The 15409-nt window shown below is 70.5% G+C and carries 18 protein-coding genes and 1 pseudogene; 13 read left to right on the top strand and 6 right to left on the bottom strand.

Annotated features, from left to right (window positions below; all coding sequences use genetic code 11):
* Positions 1 to 50: 50 nt before the first annotated feature.
* Complete coding sequence (gene yedA / locus E5F05_RS09610) at positions 51 to 944, top strand: drug/metabolite exporter YedA (RefSeq protein WP_129118406.1); 894 nt, start codon at positions 51 to 53, stop codon at positions 942 to 944.
* Positions 945 to 963: 19 nt separating this feature from the next.
* Positions 964 to 1263: a hypothetical protein gene (locus E5F05_RS09605; protein ID WP_129118405.1), complete on the top strand. Its 300-nt coding sequence runs from the start codon at positions 964 to 966 to the stop codon at positions 1261 to 1263.
* A 355-nt stretch (positions 1264 to 1618) separates the two neighbouring features.
* Here the strand turns inward: E5F05_RS09605 and E5F05_RS09600 are convergent, their stop codons facing one another.
* A complete protein-coding gene (locus E5F05_RS09600; protein WP_129118404.1) occupies positions 1619 to 2692 on the bottom strand; it encodes a methyltransferase domain-containing protein in 1074 nt (357 codons plus the stop codon).
* A gap of 62 nt (positions 2693 to 2754) precedes the next feature.
* Between E5F05_RS09600 and E5F05_RS09595 the strand changes: the two genes are divergently transcribed.
* The 3 genes from E5F05_RS09595 to E5F05_RS09585 all read left to right on the top strand — a co-directional run bounded on the left by E5F05_RS09595 (position 2755) and on the right by E5F05_RS09585 (position 6420).
* Positions 2755 to 4170 carry a TrkH family potassium uptake protein gene (locus E5F05_RS09595; RefSeq protein ID WP_129118403.1) on the top strand — a complete coding sequence of 472 codons (1416 nt, stop codon included), beginning with the start codon at positions 2755 to 2757 and terminating at the stop codon, positions 4168 to 4170.
* A gap of 120 nt (positions 4171 to 4290) precedes the next feature.
* The gene (locus E5F05_RS09590; protein WP_171029509.1) at positions 4291 to 5673 is read left to right on the top strand and encodes a TrkH family potassium uptake protein; all 1383 of its coding nucleotides are present in this window, start codon (positions 4291 to 4293) and stop codon (positions 5671 to 5673) included.
* Between the two features lie 87 nt (positions 5674 to 5760).
* Positions 5761 to 6420, top strand: a complete 660-nt coding sequence (locus tag E5F05_RS09585; RefSeq protein ID WP_129118402.1) for a potassium channel family protein — start codon at positions 5761 to 5763, stop codon at positions 6418 to 6420.
* Between the two features lie 53 nt (positions 6421 to 6473).
* Here E5F05_RS09585 and E5F05_RS09580 read toward each other — a convergent pair whose 3' ends face one another.
* From E5F05_RS09580 to trpC, 3 genes are read right to left on the bottom strand one after another with little or no spacing between them, the layout of a single operon-like run.
* On the bottom strand, positions 6474 to 6929 hold the full coding sequence (locus E5F05_RS09580; protein ID WP_129118401.1) for a hypothetical protein: 456 nt from the start codon (positions 6927 to 6929) through the stop codon (positions 6474 to 6476).
* A gap of 32 nt (positions 6930 to 6961) precedes the next feature.
* The gene (locus E5F05_RS09575; protein ID WP_129118400.1) at positions 6962 to 7747 is read right to left on the bottom strand and encodes an MBL fold metallo-hydrolase; all 786 of its coding nucleotides are present in this window, start codon (positions 7745 to 7747) and stop codon (positions 6962 to 6964) included.
* Positions 7744 to 8532, bottom strand: a complete 789-nt coding sequence (gene trpC / locus E5F05_RS09570) for an indole-3-glycerol phosphate synthase TrpC (protein ID WP_129118399.1) — start codon at positions 8530 to 8532, stop codon at positions 7744 to 7746. Before trpC ends, E5F05_RS09575 begins: the two co-directional genes overlap by 4 nt.
* 69 nt (positions 8533 to 8601) lie before the next feature.
* Between trpC and hpt the strand changes: the two genes are divergently transcribed.
* The 4 genes from hpt to E5F05_RS09550 are packed head-to-tail and all read left to right on the top strand — an operon-like array spanning position 8602 to position 12147.
* On the top strand, positions 8602 to 9129 hold the full coding sequence (gene hpt, locus E5F05_RS09565) for a hypoxanthine phosphoribosyltransferase (protein WP_129118398.1): 528 nt from the start codon (positions 8602 to 8604) through the stop codon (positions 9127 to 9129).
* 28 nt (positions 9130 to 9157) lie between these two features.
* Positions 9158 to 10372 (top strand): MFS transporter, encoded by a 1215-nt coding sequence (locus E5F05_RS09560; protein WP_129118397.1) that lies wholly within the window; start codon positions 9158 to 9160, stop codon positions 10370 to 10372.
* A 58-nt stretch (positions 10373 to 10430) separates the two neighbouring features.
* Positions 10431 to 11714 carry an arsenical efflux pump membrane protein ArsB gene (gene arsB, locus E5F05_RS09555; RefSeq protein WP_129118396.1) on the top strand — a complete coding sequence of 428 codons (1284 nt, stop codon included), beginning with the start codon at positions 10431 to 10433 and terminating at the stop codon, positions 11712 to 11714.
* 10 nt (positions 11715 to 11724) lie between these two features.
* The gene (locus E5F05_RS09550) at positions 11725 to 12147 is read left to right on the top strand and encodes a hypothetical protein (protein ID WP_129118395.1); all 423 of its coding nucleotides are present in this window, start codon (positions 11725 to 11727) and stop codon (positions 12145 to 12147) included.
* Between the two features lie 4 nt (positions 12148 to 12151).
* Here the strand turns inward: E5F05_RS09550 and E5F05_RS09545 are convergent, their stop codons facing one another.
* Positions 12152 to 12385 carry a VF530 family protein gene (locus E5F05_RS09545; RefSeq protein ID WP_171029510.1) on the bottom strand — a complete coding sequence of 78 codons (234 nt, stop codon included), beginning with the start codon at positions 12383 to 12385 and terminating at the stop codon, positions 12152 to 12154.
* A 64-nt stretch (positions 12386 to 12449) separates the two neighbouring features.
* On the opposite strand from E5F05_RS09545, the gene E5F05_RS09540 reads away from it, so the two are divergent.
* From E5F05_RS09540 to E5F05_RS09530, 4 genes and pseudogenes are all read left to right on the top strand, one after another.
* The gene (locus tag E5F05_RS09540) at positions 12450 to 12812 is read left to right on the top strand and encodes a hypothetical protein (protein ID WP_129118393.1); all 363 of its coding nucleotides are present in this window, start codon (positions 12450 to 12452) and stop codon (positions 12810 to 12812) included.
* Positions 12813 to 12822: 10 nt separating this feature from the next.
* Positions 12823 to 12933: pseudogene (locus tag E5F05_RS21990) on the top strand (metallophosphoesterase); the annotation flags it as partial.
* Between the two features lie 62 nt (positions 12934 to 12995).
* Entirely contained in the window at positions 12996 to 13550 is a 555-nt protein-coding gene (locus E5F05_RS09535) for a metallophosphoesterase family protein (RefSeq protein ID WP_306461357.1), read from the top strand.
* Positions 13547 to 13909 (top strand): low molecular weight protein tyrosine phosphatase family protein, encoded by a 363-nt coding sequence (locus tag E5F05_RS09530; RefSeq protein WP_206733006.1) that lies wholly within the window; start codon positions 13547 to 13549, stop codon positions 13907 to 13909. The genes E5F05_RS09535 and E5F05_RS09530 overlap by 4 nt, the downstream gene beginning before the upstream one ends.
* Positions 13910 to 13962: 53 nt before the next feature.
* On the opposite strand, the gene E5F05_RS09525 is transcribed toward E5F05_RS09530, so the two are convergent.
* Positions 13963 to 15384: an META and DUF4377 domain-containing protein gene (locus E5F05_RS09525; RefSeq protein ID WP_129118392.1), complete on the bottom strand. Its 1422-nt coding sequence runs from the start codon at positions 15382 to 15384 to the stop codon at positions 13963 to 13965.
* Positions 15385 to 15409 lie beyond the last annotated feature (25 nt).

Below are 15409 nucleotides of genomic sequence, written 5' to 3'. Positions count from 1 at the left end.
GGCGGGCGCCGCAGATGTGGCCTCCCCCAGATGGGGGGTATGCTCTCCCGGTGACCTCTCTCGCCGCCCGCGGTGCCCGCCTCACACCCGCCGTCCTGCTGTCGCTCGCCCTGGTGTATGTGGTGTGGGGCAGCACCTATTTCGGAATCAAGGTCGCGATTCAGAGCCTGCCGCCGCTGGGGATGCTGGGGGTGCGCTTTCTGGTGGCGGGGGCGCTGCTGTACGCCTTCCTGCGCTGGCGGGGTGCGCCTGGCCCCACGGCGCGGCAGTGGCGGGCGAGCGCCATCGTGGGCCTGCTGCTGCTGGGTGGCGGCACCGGCCTGGTGACCCTCGCGGAGCGGGACGCCAGCAGCAGCGTCGCGGCGATGATGATCGCGGTGTCGCCCCTCTTCGCGGCGCTGTTCGCGCGGCTGTGGGGCGAGCGGACCGGCGGGCGCGAGTGGCTGGGGATCGTGGTCGGGCTGGCGGGCATCGCGCTGCTGAACGTGGGCGAGCTGCACGCCACGCCCCTGGCGGCGTTCCTGCTGCTCCTGGCCCCGCTGTGCTGGACCTTCGGCAGCCAGTGGTCACGGCACCTCCCCCTTCCGGCCGGGCTGATGGGCAGCGCCGCCGAGATGCTGACGGGTGGCGGCCTGCTGCTGCTGCTCAGCCTGCTGTTGCGGGAACACTGGAGCGCACCGACCGCTGCGAGCCTGTGGGCGGTGGCGTACCTGACCGTCTTCGGCAGCCTGGTGGCCTACAGCGCCTACATGTATCTGGTGGCGCATACCCGACCGGCGCTGGCGACCAGCTACGCCTACGTGAATCCGGTGGTGGCCGTGCTGCTGGGCGTCGGGCTGGGCGGCGAGAGCCTGAGCCGTCTGGGCTGGGCAGCCCTCGGCGTGATTCTGGCGGGCGTGGTGCTGGTCGCGTGGCCGCGTTCCGGGGAGAAGGCGGGAGCCTGAGCCGGGTTAGGCTGGCCCTATGGCAAATAGTTCTGTCCAACTGGCCGAGACGATTCTGACCCTGGGTGTCCGCGCCTCGCAGGGGGAGACGGTTCAGACACCCACCGGGACGGTCACGCCCGTCGCGCTGGTCGCTTTCGGGACGGGGGGCGGGAGTGACAATGCCGAGAATGGCGGCGGGGGCGGCAGTGGACTGAGCATTCCGCTGGGGGCGTATGTCTCCGGTGGGCAGGGGACGCGCTTTGTGCCGAACACCGTCGTCCTGACAGTGGTGGGGCTGGCGGGGATCGCGCGGGTGGTTCGGGCGGCGCGGCGGTAGGCAGGAAAGTGTAGGTAAGGCCCTTCCGCAAGGGCAAGCATTGCTTGCCACCCCCCTCCCAGCCTCCCCCGCAAGGAGGGAGGAGCAAAAGACGACCCCGCTCATCCTCTTTGCTCGTGGCTCATCGCTCAGGACTTACGCGATTGGATGTAGGCGAGCGTGTGGGAGGGCGTTTTAACTCCTCCCCCTTAACTTGCAAAGCTGCGAAGCAGGGGGAGGACTGGTACAGCTCGCACCGCGAGAGGCCGGGTGGGGTGAACGGGCCGAGCGTCCCAGCCCCACTTTCTCTCAACTCCCCGATATTCCGAGTCAGAGTTCGACGTAAGTCCCAAGCTCACGGCTCAAAGCTGACCCCTTACCGCTTGCTCAGCAGATACGCCTTGGGATGATGCCCTCCGCTGTACACCTGGAAGAGTTCGTGGGCGTGCCAGCGGTCCTGTTCGCTCAGGAGACGCTCGAACAGTTTGATCTCGTGGGTCAGGACCACCAGGCGGCCCTGACGGCTCAGCAGGCGGTGCATCTCGGTCAGGAAGGCGGGATAGAGGGCCGCGTTGCCGCCGTGCGTGCCGACCGCGTCCCCCCAGGGCAGGTCGCTGACGATCAGGTCGAAGGACCGGGGGGGCAGGCCGGTGTGGAGGGCGTCCACCTGGGCGACTTCCACTTCACGCTTGGCCGCGTGCAGGTTGGCCCTGGCGCACTCGACCGCTTCCGGGTTCAGGTCCACCCCGACCATCGCGTCGTAAGGCCCGAGCAGCGCCCGCTCGACCAGCAGGGTGCCGCTGCCGCTCATCGGGTTGAAGATGCGGTCCTCGTCGCGTTGCCCGGCCAGTTTGTGCATTGCGTAGGCGATGGTGGCGTTCAGGCCGCCGCCCATGTTGCACACCCGCCAGGCGCGGGCGCTGAGGGGCCGGGGCGTGAGGCGGGCCAGCACCTCCCAGCTGGGGCCGTCCTCCTGGGGGCGCAGGCGGATCAGGAGTTCACCGTCCTCGGGGTCATAGGGGAGGTTCAGGGCCGAGCTGAGTTCGTCCGCGATGCGCTGCATCACGCTGGAGTCGCGGCCCGCCGCCGCGAGGCGGAAGGAGCGGTGCCCGCCGAACCGCACCACACCTTCCAGAAAGGCCGTGAGCTCCCCGAGTTGCTGATGCCCCAGCAGGCCGCGCGGGCGGGGCACGTCCCAGGCCCGCGCCCGGTAGACCGCCACCGGAGCGCGCAGCCGGGTCAGGCGCTCGGGGTCGCCCGGGTACCAGAACCGCAGGCCCCGGATGTCGCGCGCCAGGGGCACGGTCCGCAGTTCCTCGGCGGCGACGGCCTCCAGGCCGGGCAGGGCTTCCAGCACATACTCGTGGGCGGGCTGGCGGGCGCGGTGGTCGCCCTGGGACTTTTTCGGGCGGGCGAACGGGGGGTTCTTCTGGCGGGCGGGGCGCGGCATAGCAGGGCAGTATAGCCGGGGACCGGGGACGCGCGGGGCGGTGGTAGAATCGCGCGTTTCCTATGTCGCGCCCCCCCACTCCCCCAGCGTCCGGCGCCCGGTCGGCCGACGCCGCCACGCCCCGCGTCCGCAAACCCCTGTTCTCGCGGATCAGCCCGCCGCAACTGATCGCGCTGTCGTTCGCGCTGGCGATTCTGACTGGCGGGGTGCTGCTCTCGCTGCCGTTCACCCACGGCGCGGGGCGGCAGGTGAACTTTCTTCAGGCCCTCTTTACCGCCACCAGCGCGCTGTGCGTGACCGGGCTGAACGTGGTGGACCCCAGCCGGGACTTCAACCGGCTGGGCCAGGTGATCATCATGCTGCTGATCCAGATGGGGGGACTGGGCATCATCACCTTCGGGACGGTGTTTGCGCTGATCACGCGGCGGCGGGTGAACTACAGTGACCGCATCCGGCTGGCGCAGCAGGTGAGCGCCTTCAGCGCCGGGGACGTGGTGCCGCTGATCCGCAACATCTTTCTGTATACCTTCGTGCTGGAACTGGCGGGGGCCGCGTTGCTGGCTTTCCGCTTCGTGCCGCTGGAGGGCTGGGGGCGCGGGCTGTTCTACGCCGTCTTCCACTCGATCAGCGCCTTCAACAACTCGGGCTTCGCGCTCTACAGCGACAACCTGATGGGCTTCGTGAATGACCCGCTGGTCAGTCTGGTGATCGCGCTGCTGATCATCCTGGGCGGCATGGGCTTTCTGGTGCAGCTCAACGTGGTCGCGCACCTGCTGAACCCGCGGCGCAACCGCCTGCTGGTCCACTCCAAGCTGGTGCTGACCATGATGGCCGCGCTGCTGCTGATCGGCACCGTGACCTACCTGGGGCTGGAATGGAACAATCCCAGGACCCTGGCGCCGCTCCCCTTCGGGGACAAACTGCTCGCCAGCTTCTTCCAGAGCGTGACCACCCGCACGGCGGGCTTCAACACCATCGATTACGGGGCCATCCGCCTCGGCACGGCCTTCATCACGATCATCCTGATGTTCATCGGGGCCAACCCCGGCTCGACGGGCGGCGGCATCAAGACCAGCACCTTCTACGTGATGATGGCCTCGGCCTGGAGCATGGTGCGCGGCCACCGCGACACCACGCTGTTCGAACGGCGCATTGACCAGGACACCGTTCTGCGCGCGATGACGGTTGGCCTGCTGAGCATCGGCCTGGTCAACACCATGTTCATCCTGCTGCTGCTGATGAACAGCAACCCGAATATCCTGTTCGTGCAGCTCTTTTTCGAGGCGGTCAGCGCCTTCGGGACCGTTGGCCTGAGCATGAACACCACGCCGCTGCTGAATGCCGACCAGCAAATCGTGATCATCCTGCTGATGTACCTGGGGCGCATCGGCCCGCTGACCTTCGCGGTGGCCTTCAACAACCGCGAGCCGGGTGACCCGGTGCGGTATCCGGCGGAGAAGGACATCATCATCGGGTAATACGGCTTCCGCTCCAGACCGCTTCAGCCCCTACTTTCTCCTGCTCGCTCTGCGGCGCAGCAAGTCCGCCCGAATTTCCAGGCTGACAAGTCAACCTTCCCACCGGAGTCCGTATACGCCATGCCTCCTGCCTCCCCCCTCCCGAACCGGACGCCCAAGCGCAGCCTGATGGCCCGGCTCCAGCCGCCGCAACTGATCGCGCTGGTGTACCTGCTGGGCACCCTGCTGGCAACGGCGCTGCTGCACCTGCCCGGCGTGACAGCTCCCGGTGCGGCGCTGGGCAGCATCGACCGGCTGTTTACCGCCACCAGCGCGATCTGCATCACCGGCCTGGTGGTGGCGGATACCGGGGAGGCCTTTACGCGCTTCGGGCAGGTCCTGATCATCGGGCTGGCGCAGGTGGGCGGGCTGGGCATCCTGACCTTCGGGACGCTGTTCGCCTTTTTGGTCGGGCGGCGGGTGAACTTCAGCGAGCGGCAGCATCTGGCGCAGCAGGTGAGCGCGCTCGACGTGGGCGGCGTGCTGTCCCTGATCCGCATCATCTTCCTGTACACCCTCGCCGCCGAGGCCGCCGGGGCGGCGCTGCTCGCGCTGCGCTTCGTGCCGCAGTTCGGGCTGGGGGAGGGGCTGTATCAGGCGGTCTTTCATGCCATCAGCGCGTACAACAACGCGGGCTTCAGCGTGGTGCCCGGCGGGGTGGGGCAGTACGCGCAGGACCCCCTGGTCAGCCTGACGCTGTGCGGCCTGATCATCCTGGGGGGGCTGGGCTTCCTGGTGCAACTGAACGTGCTGATGCACTTCTTCCAGCCGCGCCGCCACCGCCTGACCGTCTACAGCAGGCTCACGCTGCTGACCACCGGGCTGCTGCTGCTGGTCGGCACGGCGCTGATCCTGGCGCTGGAGTGGGACAACCCGGAGACGCTGGGACCGCTCCCCCCGCCCGGCAAGCTGCTCGCCGCCTTCTTTCAGGGCGTCACGCCGCGCTCGGCGGGCCTCGCCACGGTGGACATCAGCGGGATGACGAGTGCCAGCCTCTTCCTGCTGATCGCCCTGATGTTCATCGGCGCCAACAGCGGCTCGACGGGCGGCGGCATCAAGACCAGCACCTTCGCCATCCTGGTCGGCAGCGCGTGGAACATGGTGCGCGGGCGGGGCGAACTGATCGCCTTCGGGAGGCGGGTGGAGCCGGAGAATGTGGTGCGGGCCGGGACCGTCACCACCCTGTACGCGCTGCTGGTCGCCACCTCCTTTTTCGCGCTGCTCGCCACCAATCCCAAACTCGGCTTCACCCACCTGCTGTTCGAGACGGTGAGCGCGGCCGCCACCGTGGGCCTCAGCCTGAACACCACCCACCTGATCAACGACCCCGGCCTGCTGATCCTGACGGTGCTGATGTACCTGGGGCGCATCGGCCCCGTCACCTTCGCCGTCGCCTTCAGCCTGCGCAGCCAGCAGGGCCGGGGCGTGAAGTACCCGCCGGAGCGGGACATCCTGGTGGGGTGAGGGGGGAAGCTTTCAGCAAAAGAAGCTGACGGCTGACCGCTGAAAGCTGAAGGCTGCTAGCCTGTCCCCCGGAAAGAGGACCGCTGAATGAAGACCAAACAATGCCTGGTGATCGGCCTGGGCCGCTTCGGCACCGCCGTCGCCACCACCCTCTACGAGATGGGCCACGAGGTCGTCGCCATCGACCAGAACGAGGACAACGTCGAGCGGGTGATGAACCGCGTCACCCACGCCGCCATCGTGGACGCCACCGACGAGCGGGCGCTGCGGGCCATCGGGGCCGCCGACTTCGACGTGGTCGTGGTCGCCATCGGGACCGACGTGCAGGCCAACATCCTCGCCACCATGAACGCCAAGAGCCTGGGCGCGCCGTACGTGGTGACCAAGGCGATTGACGAGATGGCCCGCCGGGTGCTGGAACGCATCGGGGCCGACCTGGTGATCCGGCCCGAACACGATATGGGCGTGCGGCTGGCGCGGCAGATCGCCACGCCGAACATCGTGGACACGCTCGACTTGGGCGGCGACTACGCCATCGTGGAAATCGAGGCGAACGAGCGGCTGCGGGGCACCCTGCGCGACCTGAACCTGACGGGCCGCTTCGGCGTGCAGATCATCGCCATCAGCCGTGCCGGGAAAGTCGAGGTGACCCCCCGCGCCGAGGACGAGCTGCGCCCCCACGACAAGCTGGTGGTGATCGGCACCGGGCACAGCCTGGACGAATTGCGGCGCTATCTGGGGGAGTAGCGGGGGCCGCACAGCTTCAGGAAGGCCCCTCTTCTCCAGCCGGAGCGGCGGCTTCAGGACGAAGCGGCCTCATCCGGCAGGGCGCGCAGGTGCGGGCAGGTCAGGGTGCCGCGTATCCCCAGCGCCTCCACGACCGGCTGCGGGGGAAGCTCGCCCAGCACGCGCGTGGTCCCCACCAGGGGAACAGAGGCCTGCCCGGCGAGGAGTTCGCTGCGGGTGTGGAGGCGCAAGGCCCGCTCGACGCAGGCGGCGTCCCGGGTGTCCAGGGTGAGGACCCGCGTGTCGGCCCCGTTCAGGATGGTGACCGTGACGGGCCGCGCGGCATAGCCCGCCAGCACCCGCGCCGACCGCGCCTGTCCGGTGAGCGCCCCCGCGACCGCCGCCAGCAGGGGCAGCAGCGCCGCCAGGCCCCAGACGACGATGCCCCGGGCCGCGCCGGGCCGCCACAGCAGCGCCAGCAGCGCCGCCGCGAACGCGAGCGTGAACAGCAGGTACAGGGCGGGCAACATCAGGGCAGTCTAAACCCGGCGGCCCCAGACCGTCATAACCCGAGCTCCAGGCCGTCCCGCGCCCAGTCCCAGCCAGCCGGGAGGGACCGGGCGCGCACGTCCACGTCATGCGAGAGGTGGGTGAGGCAGACGCGGCGGGCGGCCCGCGCCCAGGGCAGGGCCAGAGCCTCGCGCACGTCGTACACGCTGCGGCCCGCGTGCGGCACACCGGACTCGTCGGCAAAGGACGTGCCGAGGATCAGCAGGTCGAGGTCCGTCAGCCACGTCCGGACAACGTCATCAGGAATGTCGATGGCGTCGGTCACGTAGGCCGCCACGAACCCGGGGCGGTCCAGGCGGAAGGCGTGGCTGTGACCGTTGGCCCCGTGCGGCACCCGGAAGGCCCGGACGCGCAGACCCACGACCTCCAGCCCCTCCCGGGGCAGAGGTTGCACCGGCGCGGCCTGCCGGAAGGCGTAAGGGAAGCGGCCCTGAATCTCCGGGATGATCTCGGCGGGCGCGTACACGCGCAGGCGCCCTTCCGCGTAGCGCACGTAGTCCAGCAGGTCGCCCAGGCCCAGCAGGTGATCGTTGTGCGCGTGCGAGATCAGCACGGCGTCCGGCACCAGCGGTCCCGGCAGGCGCGCGAGCTGGGCGTGCAGGTCCGGGCCGCAGTCGAGCAGGAGAGTCTCCCCTCCCCCCTGCACCAGCGCGGCGCTGCGGGTGCGGCGGTTGACGCCCCCCGCCCGCGCCTCGGTGCAGACCGGGCAGGCACACCAGAAGCGCGGCACGCCCTTGCTGTCGGCCGTCCCCAGAAACGTCAGGGTGGGGCCGTTCAAGGGGCGATCAACTCACGGACCGCGCGGGTCAGGTCGCCGCTTCCGGCCAGGCTGGTGCCCACCAGCACGGCGTCTGCCAGGCCACGCACGCTCGCCAGATCGGCGGGCGTACGGTAGCCGCTCTCGGCGACCAGGACGCCCGCAAAGCCCGCCTCCCGCGCGCGGCGGATCAGGCGCGGACTGACCTTCAGGTCGGTGGCGAGCGTGGTGAGGTCGCGGTTGTTCACGCCGATGATCTGGGCGCCGGAGGCGAGGGCCACCTCCAGTTCGTGCTCGTCGTGGACCTCCACCAGCGCGTCGAGGCCGAGGTGATGCGCCGTCTCCAGATACGCCCCCACCGCCGCCCCCAGCACGCTGACCATCAGCAGGGCCGCCGACGCGCCCCAGTCGGCGGCCTCGCGCAGCATGGCCGGGTGAACCACGAAGTCCTTCCGCAGCGCCGGGAGGTCCACCGCACCCACCACCGCCCGCAGCGCCTCCGCGTCGCCGCCGAAGTGCCTCCGCTCGGTCAGCACGCTGATGGCCGCCGCGCCGCCCTGCTCGTAAGCGCGGGCGGCCTGGGCGGGATCGAGCGGAGCGATGGCGCCCTCGCTGGGGCTGGCCCGCTTGACCTCCGCGATCAGGGCGAGGTCGGGGCCGGACAGCGCCGCGCGGAACCTTCCGGTGCGGGGACGCGCAGGCCCCAGGTGCGGGTCCGCGGCCGCGTAATCGGCGGCACGTTCGCGCACGATGCGCCCCAGCACGCCGGGCACGCGGTCAAAGTGGGTCACAGGCAGGCCCGTCATGCGCCGGAGTATACGGGGGCGGGGGGAAAGGGACCACAGGCGGGAGGCCCGTGTTAGCCTGGGGCCCATATGAGCCTCGCCCCCGGCAGCGGCCCCGTCCAGATCACCCAGGAACAGCTCCAGGCCCGCATCTCTGAACTCGGACAGAAGATCCGGGCCGACTACGCGGGCAGGGAACCGCACCTGATCTGCGTGCTGAATGGCGCGTTCCTGTTTCATGCCGACCTCGTGCGCGCCCTGGGAATCCCCTGCACCATCGACTTCCTCCAGGCCAGCTCTTACGGCGACGCCAAGCAGTCCAGCGGCGAGGTCAAGCTGGTCAAGGACCTGCAATTCCCGATCAGCGGCCGCCACGTGATCCTGGTGGAAGACATCGTGGACACCGGCATCACCATGAACTACCTGCTGCATTACCTCCAGGGGCGCGGCCCGGCCAGCCTCAAGGTCGCCGCGCTGCTGAGCAAGCCCAGCCGCCGCCGGGTGGAAGTGCCGGTCGAGTACCTGGGCTTCACCATTCCCGACGCCTTTGTCTACGGCTACGGCCTGGACCGCGCGCAGTTCGACCGCAACCTGCCCTTCATCACCAGCCAGGAGTGAGCCGGAGCGGGGAGGTTGACGGGCGGAGATGAAGAGCGCCCCGGCAGCCCGCAGTCTCTGGTGGATGGTGCTGACCGGCGGGTTTGTAACGCTGGTCACGCTGGCCTTTGCCCGTCTGGCGTACGGCGTGCTGCTCCCCGAGATGCAGCGCGGGCTGGGCCTGAGTTACGGACAGGCGGGGAACCTGGGCACCGTCACCGCCCTGGGTTACTTCGCCACGGTGATGCTGGCGGGGCTGGCCGCCCGGCGCTGGGGCGCGCGGAACACCGTTCTGCTGGGTGTGGCGACCGTGAGCGCGGGCTTCGTGGGACTGGCGCTGGCCTCGGCGTACCCGCTGCTGCTGGTCCTGATGGCGCTGCTGGGCATCGGGACGGCCTTCACGTACACGCCGCTAATCTCGGCGCTGGCGGCGTGGTTCCCGCAGCAGCGCGGCCTGGTGATCGGCCTGGCGACGAGCGGCATCGGCCTGGGCCTGGTCTCGGTCGGGTTCCTGGTCCCGGCCCTGACGGCCTGGCAGGGGAGCGACGGTTGGCGCTGGGCCTGGGGCCTGTTCGCCGTGACCGGAGCGGCCGTGTGCGGCCTGGTCGCCGCGTTCCTGCGCGATCCTCCGCGGCCACCCGTCCGGTCCACCGCTGGGAGCGCGGGCGCCTGGGCGGTGTACCGCAATCCCCGGGTCATCACGGTGGGCCTGGTGTATGCCGCCGTCGGCCTGACCTCCATCGTGCAGACGCTCTTCATGGTGAGTTTCATGCGGCACGCGGGCGTGCCTGGCGGGCAGGCGGGGCAACTGGTGGCCGTCAACGGCCTGCTCTCGGTCTTCTCGGGAGTGGTGTGGGGCTGGCTTTCCGACCGGCTGGGGCGGGGCGCGTCGCTGATGCTCGCGCTGGGACTGGTGCTGCTGGCGACGCTCGCGCCGGTGCTGTGGCCCACCCTGGCGGTGTTCACGCTGCATTACGTGGTGCTGGGCTGCACCGTGACCGGCCTCTTCACGCTGATCCAGGCCGCCGGGACCGAGCAGGTGGCCGCCGAGGACATGCCGCTGGCCCTGAGTTACGTGACCCTGTTCTTCGCGGCGGGTCAGTTCCTGGGACCGGCCCTGGCGGGCGGGCTGATCGACCGGACCGGCAGGTTCCAGGTGGTGTTCGCCCTGTCGAGCGGCGTGCTGGCGGCGGGCCTGGCCCTCGCTGCCCGCATCCGTGCCTTTTCCCGCAGCGGCCGGGGCGCGGCGGCTGACTCCGGCTGAACTTCTGGCCCCCCCCATTCCGTGACGGCCCGTACCGTCAGCCCCTAGGATGGCGCCCATGCTGGCTGTCCTGATCGTCCTGCTGACCGTCGCCCTGGTGGTCTGGCGGCCGCGTGGGCTGGACCCGGCGTGGGCGGCGGCGCTGGGGGCGGCCTCGGCGCTGCTGGTGGGCGTGGTTCACCTCTCGGACCTGCCGCCCCTGTGGGACGCCACCTGGAACGCCACGCTGACGCTGGTGGCCCTGATCGTGCTGAGCCTGCTGCTGGACGCGGCGGGCTTTTTCCGCTGGGCCGCGCTGCACGTGGCCCGCTGGGGCGGCGGCCGTGGGCGGCGGCTCCTGACGCTGCTGGTGGTCTTCAGCGCCCTGGTGGCCGCCGTCTTCGCCAACGACGGCGGCGTGCTGATCCTGACGCCCCTGGTGCTGGAGCTGGCGGCGCTGCTCTCGCTCCCCCGGGCGGCGACGCTGGCCTTTGCGCTGGCGGTGGGCTTCGTGGTGGACGCGGCCAGCCTGCCGCTGACGATCAGCAACCTGACCAACATCATCGCGGCGGACGCTTTCGGGCTGGGGTTTGGCGAGTACGCGCGGGTGATGGTGCCGGTCGACCTCGCGGTGGTGCTGGCCTGCGTGGCCGTGCTGCTGGCGGTATACGGGCGCACGCTGCCCCGGCGCTACGACCTCGCGGCGCTGCCGGAGCCGGGGAGCGCGGTGCGGTCGTGGGGGGTGTTCCGGGCGGGCTGGGCAGTCACGCCGCTGCTGCTTGCGGGGGCGTTTCTGGCCTCGCGGCTGCACGTCCCGCTCTCGGCGGTGGTGGGGACGGCGGCCGCCCTGGTGTGGCTGGTCGCCGCCCGCAGCGGCAACGTGAGCAGCCGCGCCGTGCTGCGCTCGGCCCCCTGGAACGTGGTGATCTTCAGCCTCGCGATGTACACGGTCGTCTTCGGCCTGCGCGGGGCGGGCATCACGGGGGCGTATGGAGAGTGGCTGGCAGGCTGGGCCGGACGGGGAACCCTGCCCGGCGTCCTGGCGGGGGGCCTGAGTGTGGCGGGCCTCAGCGCGGGGTTGAACAACCTTCCGGCCCTGCTGACGGCCCTCCTGGGCATCCGCGAAAGCGGCGTGGGTGGCCCGGCCAGAGACGCCCTGCTGTACGGTGCGGTCGTCGGCGCGGACATCGGCCCCAAGCTGACGCCCCTTGGCAGCCTCGCCACGCTGCTGTGGCTGCACGTGCTGGGTGGGCGGGGACTGAAGGTGAGCTGGGGCGAATACCTGCGCGCGGGGCTGGTCCTCACGCCGCCGGTGCTGCTGGTGGCCCTGCTGACCCTGTGGGGCGTGCTGGCCGCGCGTTAGGGTGGAGGCCATGCGCCGCTCTCCCCTGCTCCTGCTGCTGCCCGTCCTCGTCCTGCTCGCCGCCTTGGCGGTGTGGGGGCTGCGGGAGGCCCGCTGGCGGGGACCGCTGTACTGCATCGAGCAGGCGGGGCAGGTGTGGGGCCTCGCGCCCGTTCCGGCAGCGGCTACGCCCACCTGCCCCGAGAGCCGCAGCTACCGGCAGGAGGTGCGGGAGGGCTTCGCGCGGGTCGAGCAGTACACGCTTCCCGGCTGGCACCCCCGGGCGCTGCTCCCGGCGTTCCAGGCGGCGGGCTTCGTGCCCGAGGGCGGCGTGGAGGACGACGGGGACGAGTTCGCGGTCTTCCTGGGGCGGGCAGGCGAGCGGGTGCAGTACGTGGCGGACCGCCAGCCGGACGGCCGGACGCTGATCACGCTGAGCGGCAGGCCCCGCTAGACCGTCAGGTTTCCCGCTCGTCCCGCACCAGCGCCGCGTACAGCGCCTCCACCTTCGCCCGCGCCCAGGGCGTCTTCCGCAGGAACTTGAGGCTGGAAGACACGCTGGGGTCGTGCTGGAAGCAGCGGACAGGGACACGCCGCGCCAGGCCCTCCCAGCCGTAGCGGTCCGCCAGCCGCACCACGATCTGTTCGAGGGTGACGCCGTGCAGCGGGTCTTTGGAGGCAGGGCCGGTCATCCGTCCATGATGCGGGCTGAGCGCAGGAGGCACAAGTTCGGGCGGCCTGTGCCAACATGCCGGGGTGAATCCTCTGCTCCTTCGCTCCATGCTCGTGACGGGCCTGCTGATCGCCGCCCTGAACGTGATCTTCGCCGGGGTGGAGTACGGCTTCGGGAACCTGCCCGCGTGGTTCTGGCTGGCGCAACTGCTGCTGATTCCCGCCATGCTCGCCCCCGCCCGGCTGTTCCCGCAGGCCATGTCCACCCCCCCGTACCTGAACCGCGCCGGGCTGTACGCCCTCGGCTGGGCCGCACCCTACGCCGTCTACAAGCTCACGGGCGACGCCCTGCGGCCCGGCTTCAACGCCGGGGCCTCCCTGATCAGTGTGATCTTCACCTGCATCCTGTTCGGCCTGCTCTTCGCGGCCATCCGCAAACCGCAGTGAGGAGGACGGGATGAGACTCGCTATCCTGGGAGACATTCACGGCAACCGCTTTGCGCTCGAAGCTGTGCTGAAGGACATCCGGGAGACTGCCCCGGATCAGGTGCTCAACCTGGGAGACAGCGTGTGGGGCGCGGCGGACCCGGCGGGCGCGTGGGCACTCCAGGCCGAGCAGGCCCCCGCACCGTGCGCGGCAACACCGATGAGCGTGTGGCGGGAATGCGGGAGGGGAAGAAGGCTCTGCACGACTGGCTGCTGGCCCAGCTTCCGGCAGACGTGCCCGGCCTCCTCGCGGCGCTGCCGACGTTCGTGGACGTGGCAGGCGGCGAGGTGCGTGTCTGTCATGGCAGCCCGCGCAGCCCCTGGGAAGACCTGCTGCTGACGGAAGAAGGCGAGGACGATGCCACCCGGCCCGCCCACTTCCGCGAGGTGCGGGAGCGGCTGGGAGACTTCACCTTTGAGGCGGGCGGACGTGTCTGCGTCGTCGGACACACCCACCACGAGATGCTGGCGGTGGTGGATGGCGTGACGGTCGTGAACGCGGGGCCGGTCAGCCGCCAGAAGGACCGCCTGCCGCTGGCCCGCTGGGTGCTGCTGACCCGCCGCGCCGGAACCTGGGCCGCCGAGTTCCGCCGCACCCCCTACGACATGCAAGCCGCCGCTGCCTGGGCCAGAGCACACGCGCCCGGCACGCTGGGCGACTTCGAGGCGGAGTGGCTGACGCGGGGGCAAGAACCTTGAGCGGCACGGAGCGTCCCCTGCGGGTCCTGTTCGTCTGCACCCAGAACAAACTCCGCAGCCCTACGGCAGAAACCCTCTTCCGCGAGCATCCGGGCTGGCAGGTGGCCTCGGCGGGCACGGCGCGCGACGCAGAGATTTCCCTGACCCGCGATCTGCTGGAGTGGGCGGATGTGGCCGTATGCATGGAAAAGCGGCACCGCGACTGGATTCGCGCGAAGCTGGGTGGTGTCCTTCCCGATGCCCGCCTCCTCACCCTCGGCATTCCCGACGAGTACGGCTTCATGGACCCGGAACTGGTGACTCTGCTGGAACGGCTGGTGCCTTTACGCCTGGCGGGAACGTCGCCGCGAGAGGTTTAGGAAGAGGCCACCCGCAGAGAATGCACGGGTGGCCTCTTCCTGGTGAAGCTCGCTCAGCGCCGCTCCACCACCTCTACCAGCACGTAGCGTTTGCTGCTGGCGTCGGCGGGAACCGGCGCGGGCCGGTCTTCCTCCCGCACCCGGATGACCTGGGTGACGCCCGGCTGGAAGGTGAACCCCTCGATCTGACCATAGAAGAGTTCCCAGGGTCCGCCGTCCCGCTGAATCCGCAGGCAGGACATGGGCGCGACCCCCGTGCAGGGCACCCGCTGGGCTGCCACGGTCCACGTCTGGACGCGGCCCTGCCCAGGGGTCACCTCACGGGTAAAGGTCAACGTCTTCCCGTTCGCCGTGAGGGTCAGGCCATCCGGCGTGACGTTCAGCGTGGGCTGCGCTCTCAGCACGCCCGGGAAGTCCACGTCCGCCGTCTGCTCGGGGCAGGCCATCAGGGTAGTGACGAGGGGACCGGTCAGGACCAGCCGCTTGCCTTCCAGCCGGTAAGAGCCGCCGAAGCTGTTGCAGCCGTCACTCCCGCCGATCCGGCCTTCCCCCAGGCTGAGGGTGAGGGGCCGGGCGGTGCGCGGCGCGGGTTGCCCGTTGACGCGGGTGAGGGTGTAACTGACCTCCTGGGTGGCCGCGTCCGCCTGGGCCTGGCGCGCCTGTTCGAGCAGGGCCGCGCCACCCTGCACGCCACCAACCGGACTACCGCCACCCTGCATCCCGGCGCGGCGGAACACCAGCGTCCTGCCCGCCGCGTTCGTCAGCGTGAGGGTCTGGCCCCGTACCTGAGCGGTGAGCGGCGTAGTCAGGAAGGCCAGGAACGCCTGCTCCTGCGCGTTCACGGCGGGCGCACAGGCCATGCGGGTGGTGGCGAGCGCCCCGAAACTCAGCGTCTCGCCCTTCGCCTGCAAGGTGCCGGTCAGGCGGTTGCAGCCGCCCGTGCCGCTCACGCGGCCCCCCTCGAAGGTGAGGGCAGGAACACTGCCAGGTACGGGGCGCAGGGCGGTGCCGCCGGTCAGCGTCCAGGTGCCGTCAAGGTTCACGTTCGCCTCCTGGGAAGCCGGAGTGCCTGCCGCGAAGATCAGCCGGTCGCCGCTGCCCGCGAGGAGCGTCAGCGTGTTGCCGCTGAGCTGATACCGGTTCACGTCCCGCATCAGGTTCACGAAGCGGTCCTCCAGGCCGTCCACCCGGTCGGGGCAGGCGCGGCGCGTGGCGGCGAGCGGCCCGAAGCGCAGCACGTCGCCGCGCGCGGCGTAATTCGCGCGGTACACGTTGCAGCCGGTGCTGCCCGACGCCGCCCGGCCGTCCAGCCGCAGGGTCGGTCGCGGCGCCTGCTGCCCCGGCGCGATCAGCCGCCCCCCGTCCGTCAATCCGGTCAGGGTCCAGGTCGTGCCCGTCAGGGCCGGAACCTGCGCGCCCGCCATCCCCGAAAGGGCCAGTGCCGTCAGCGTGATCAGAGGAGAAAAGCCTCGCATATGCCTCTGTTGTACGTGGCGAGCC

The sequence above is a fragment of the Deinococcus metallilatus genome, assembly GCF_004758605.1.
Taxonomy (GTDB): Bacteria; Deinococcota; Deinococci; order Deinococcales; family Deinococcaceae; genus Deinococcus; species Deinococcus metallilatus.
This window is presented reverse-complemented; position numbering and strand designations above follow the sequence as displayed.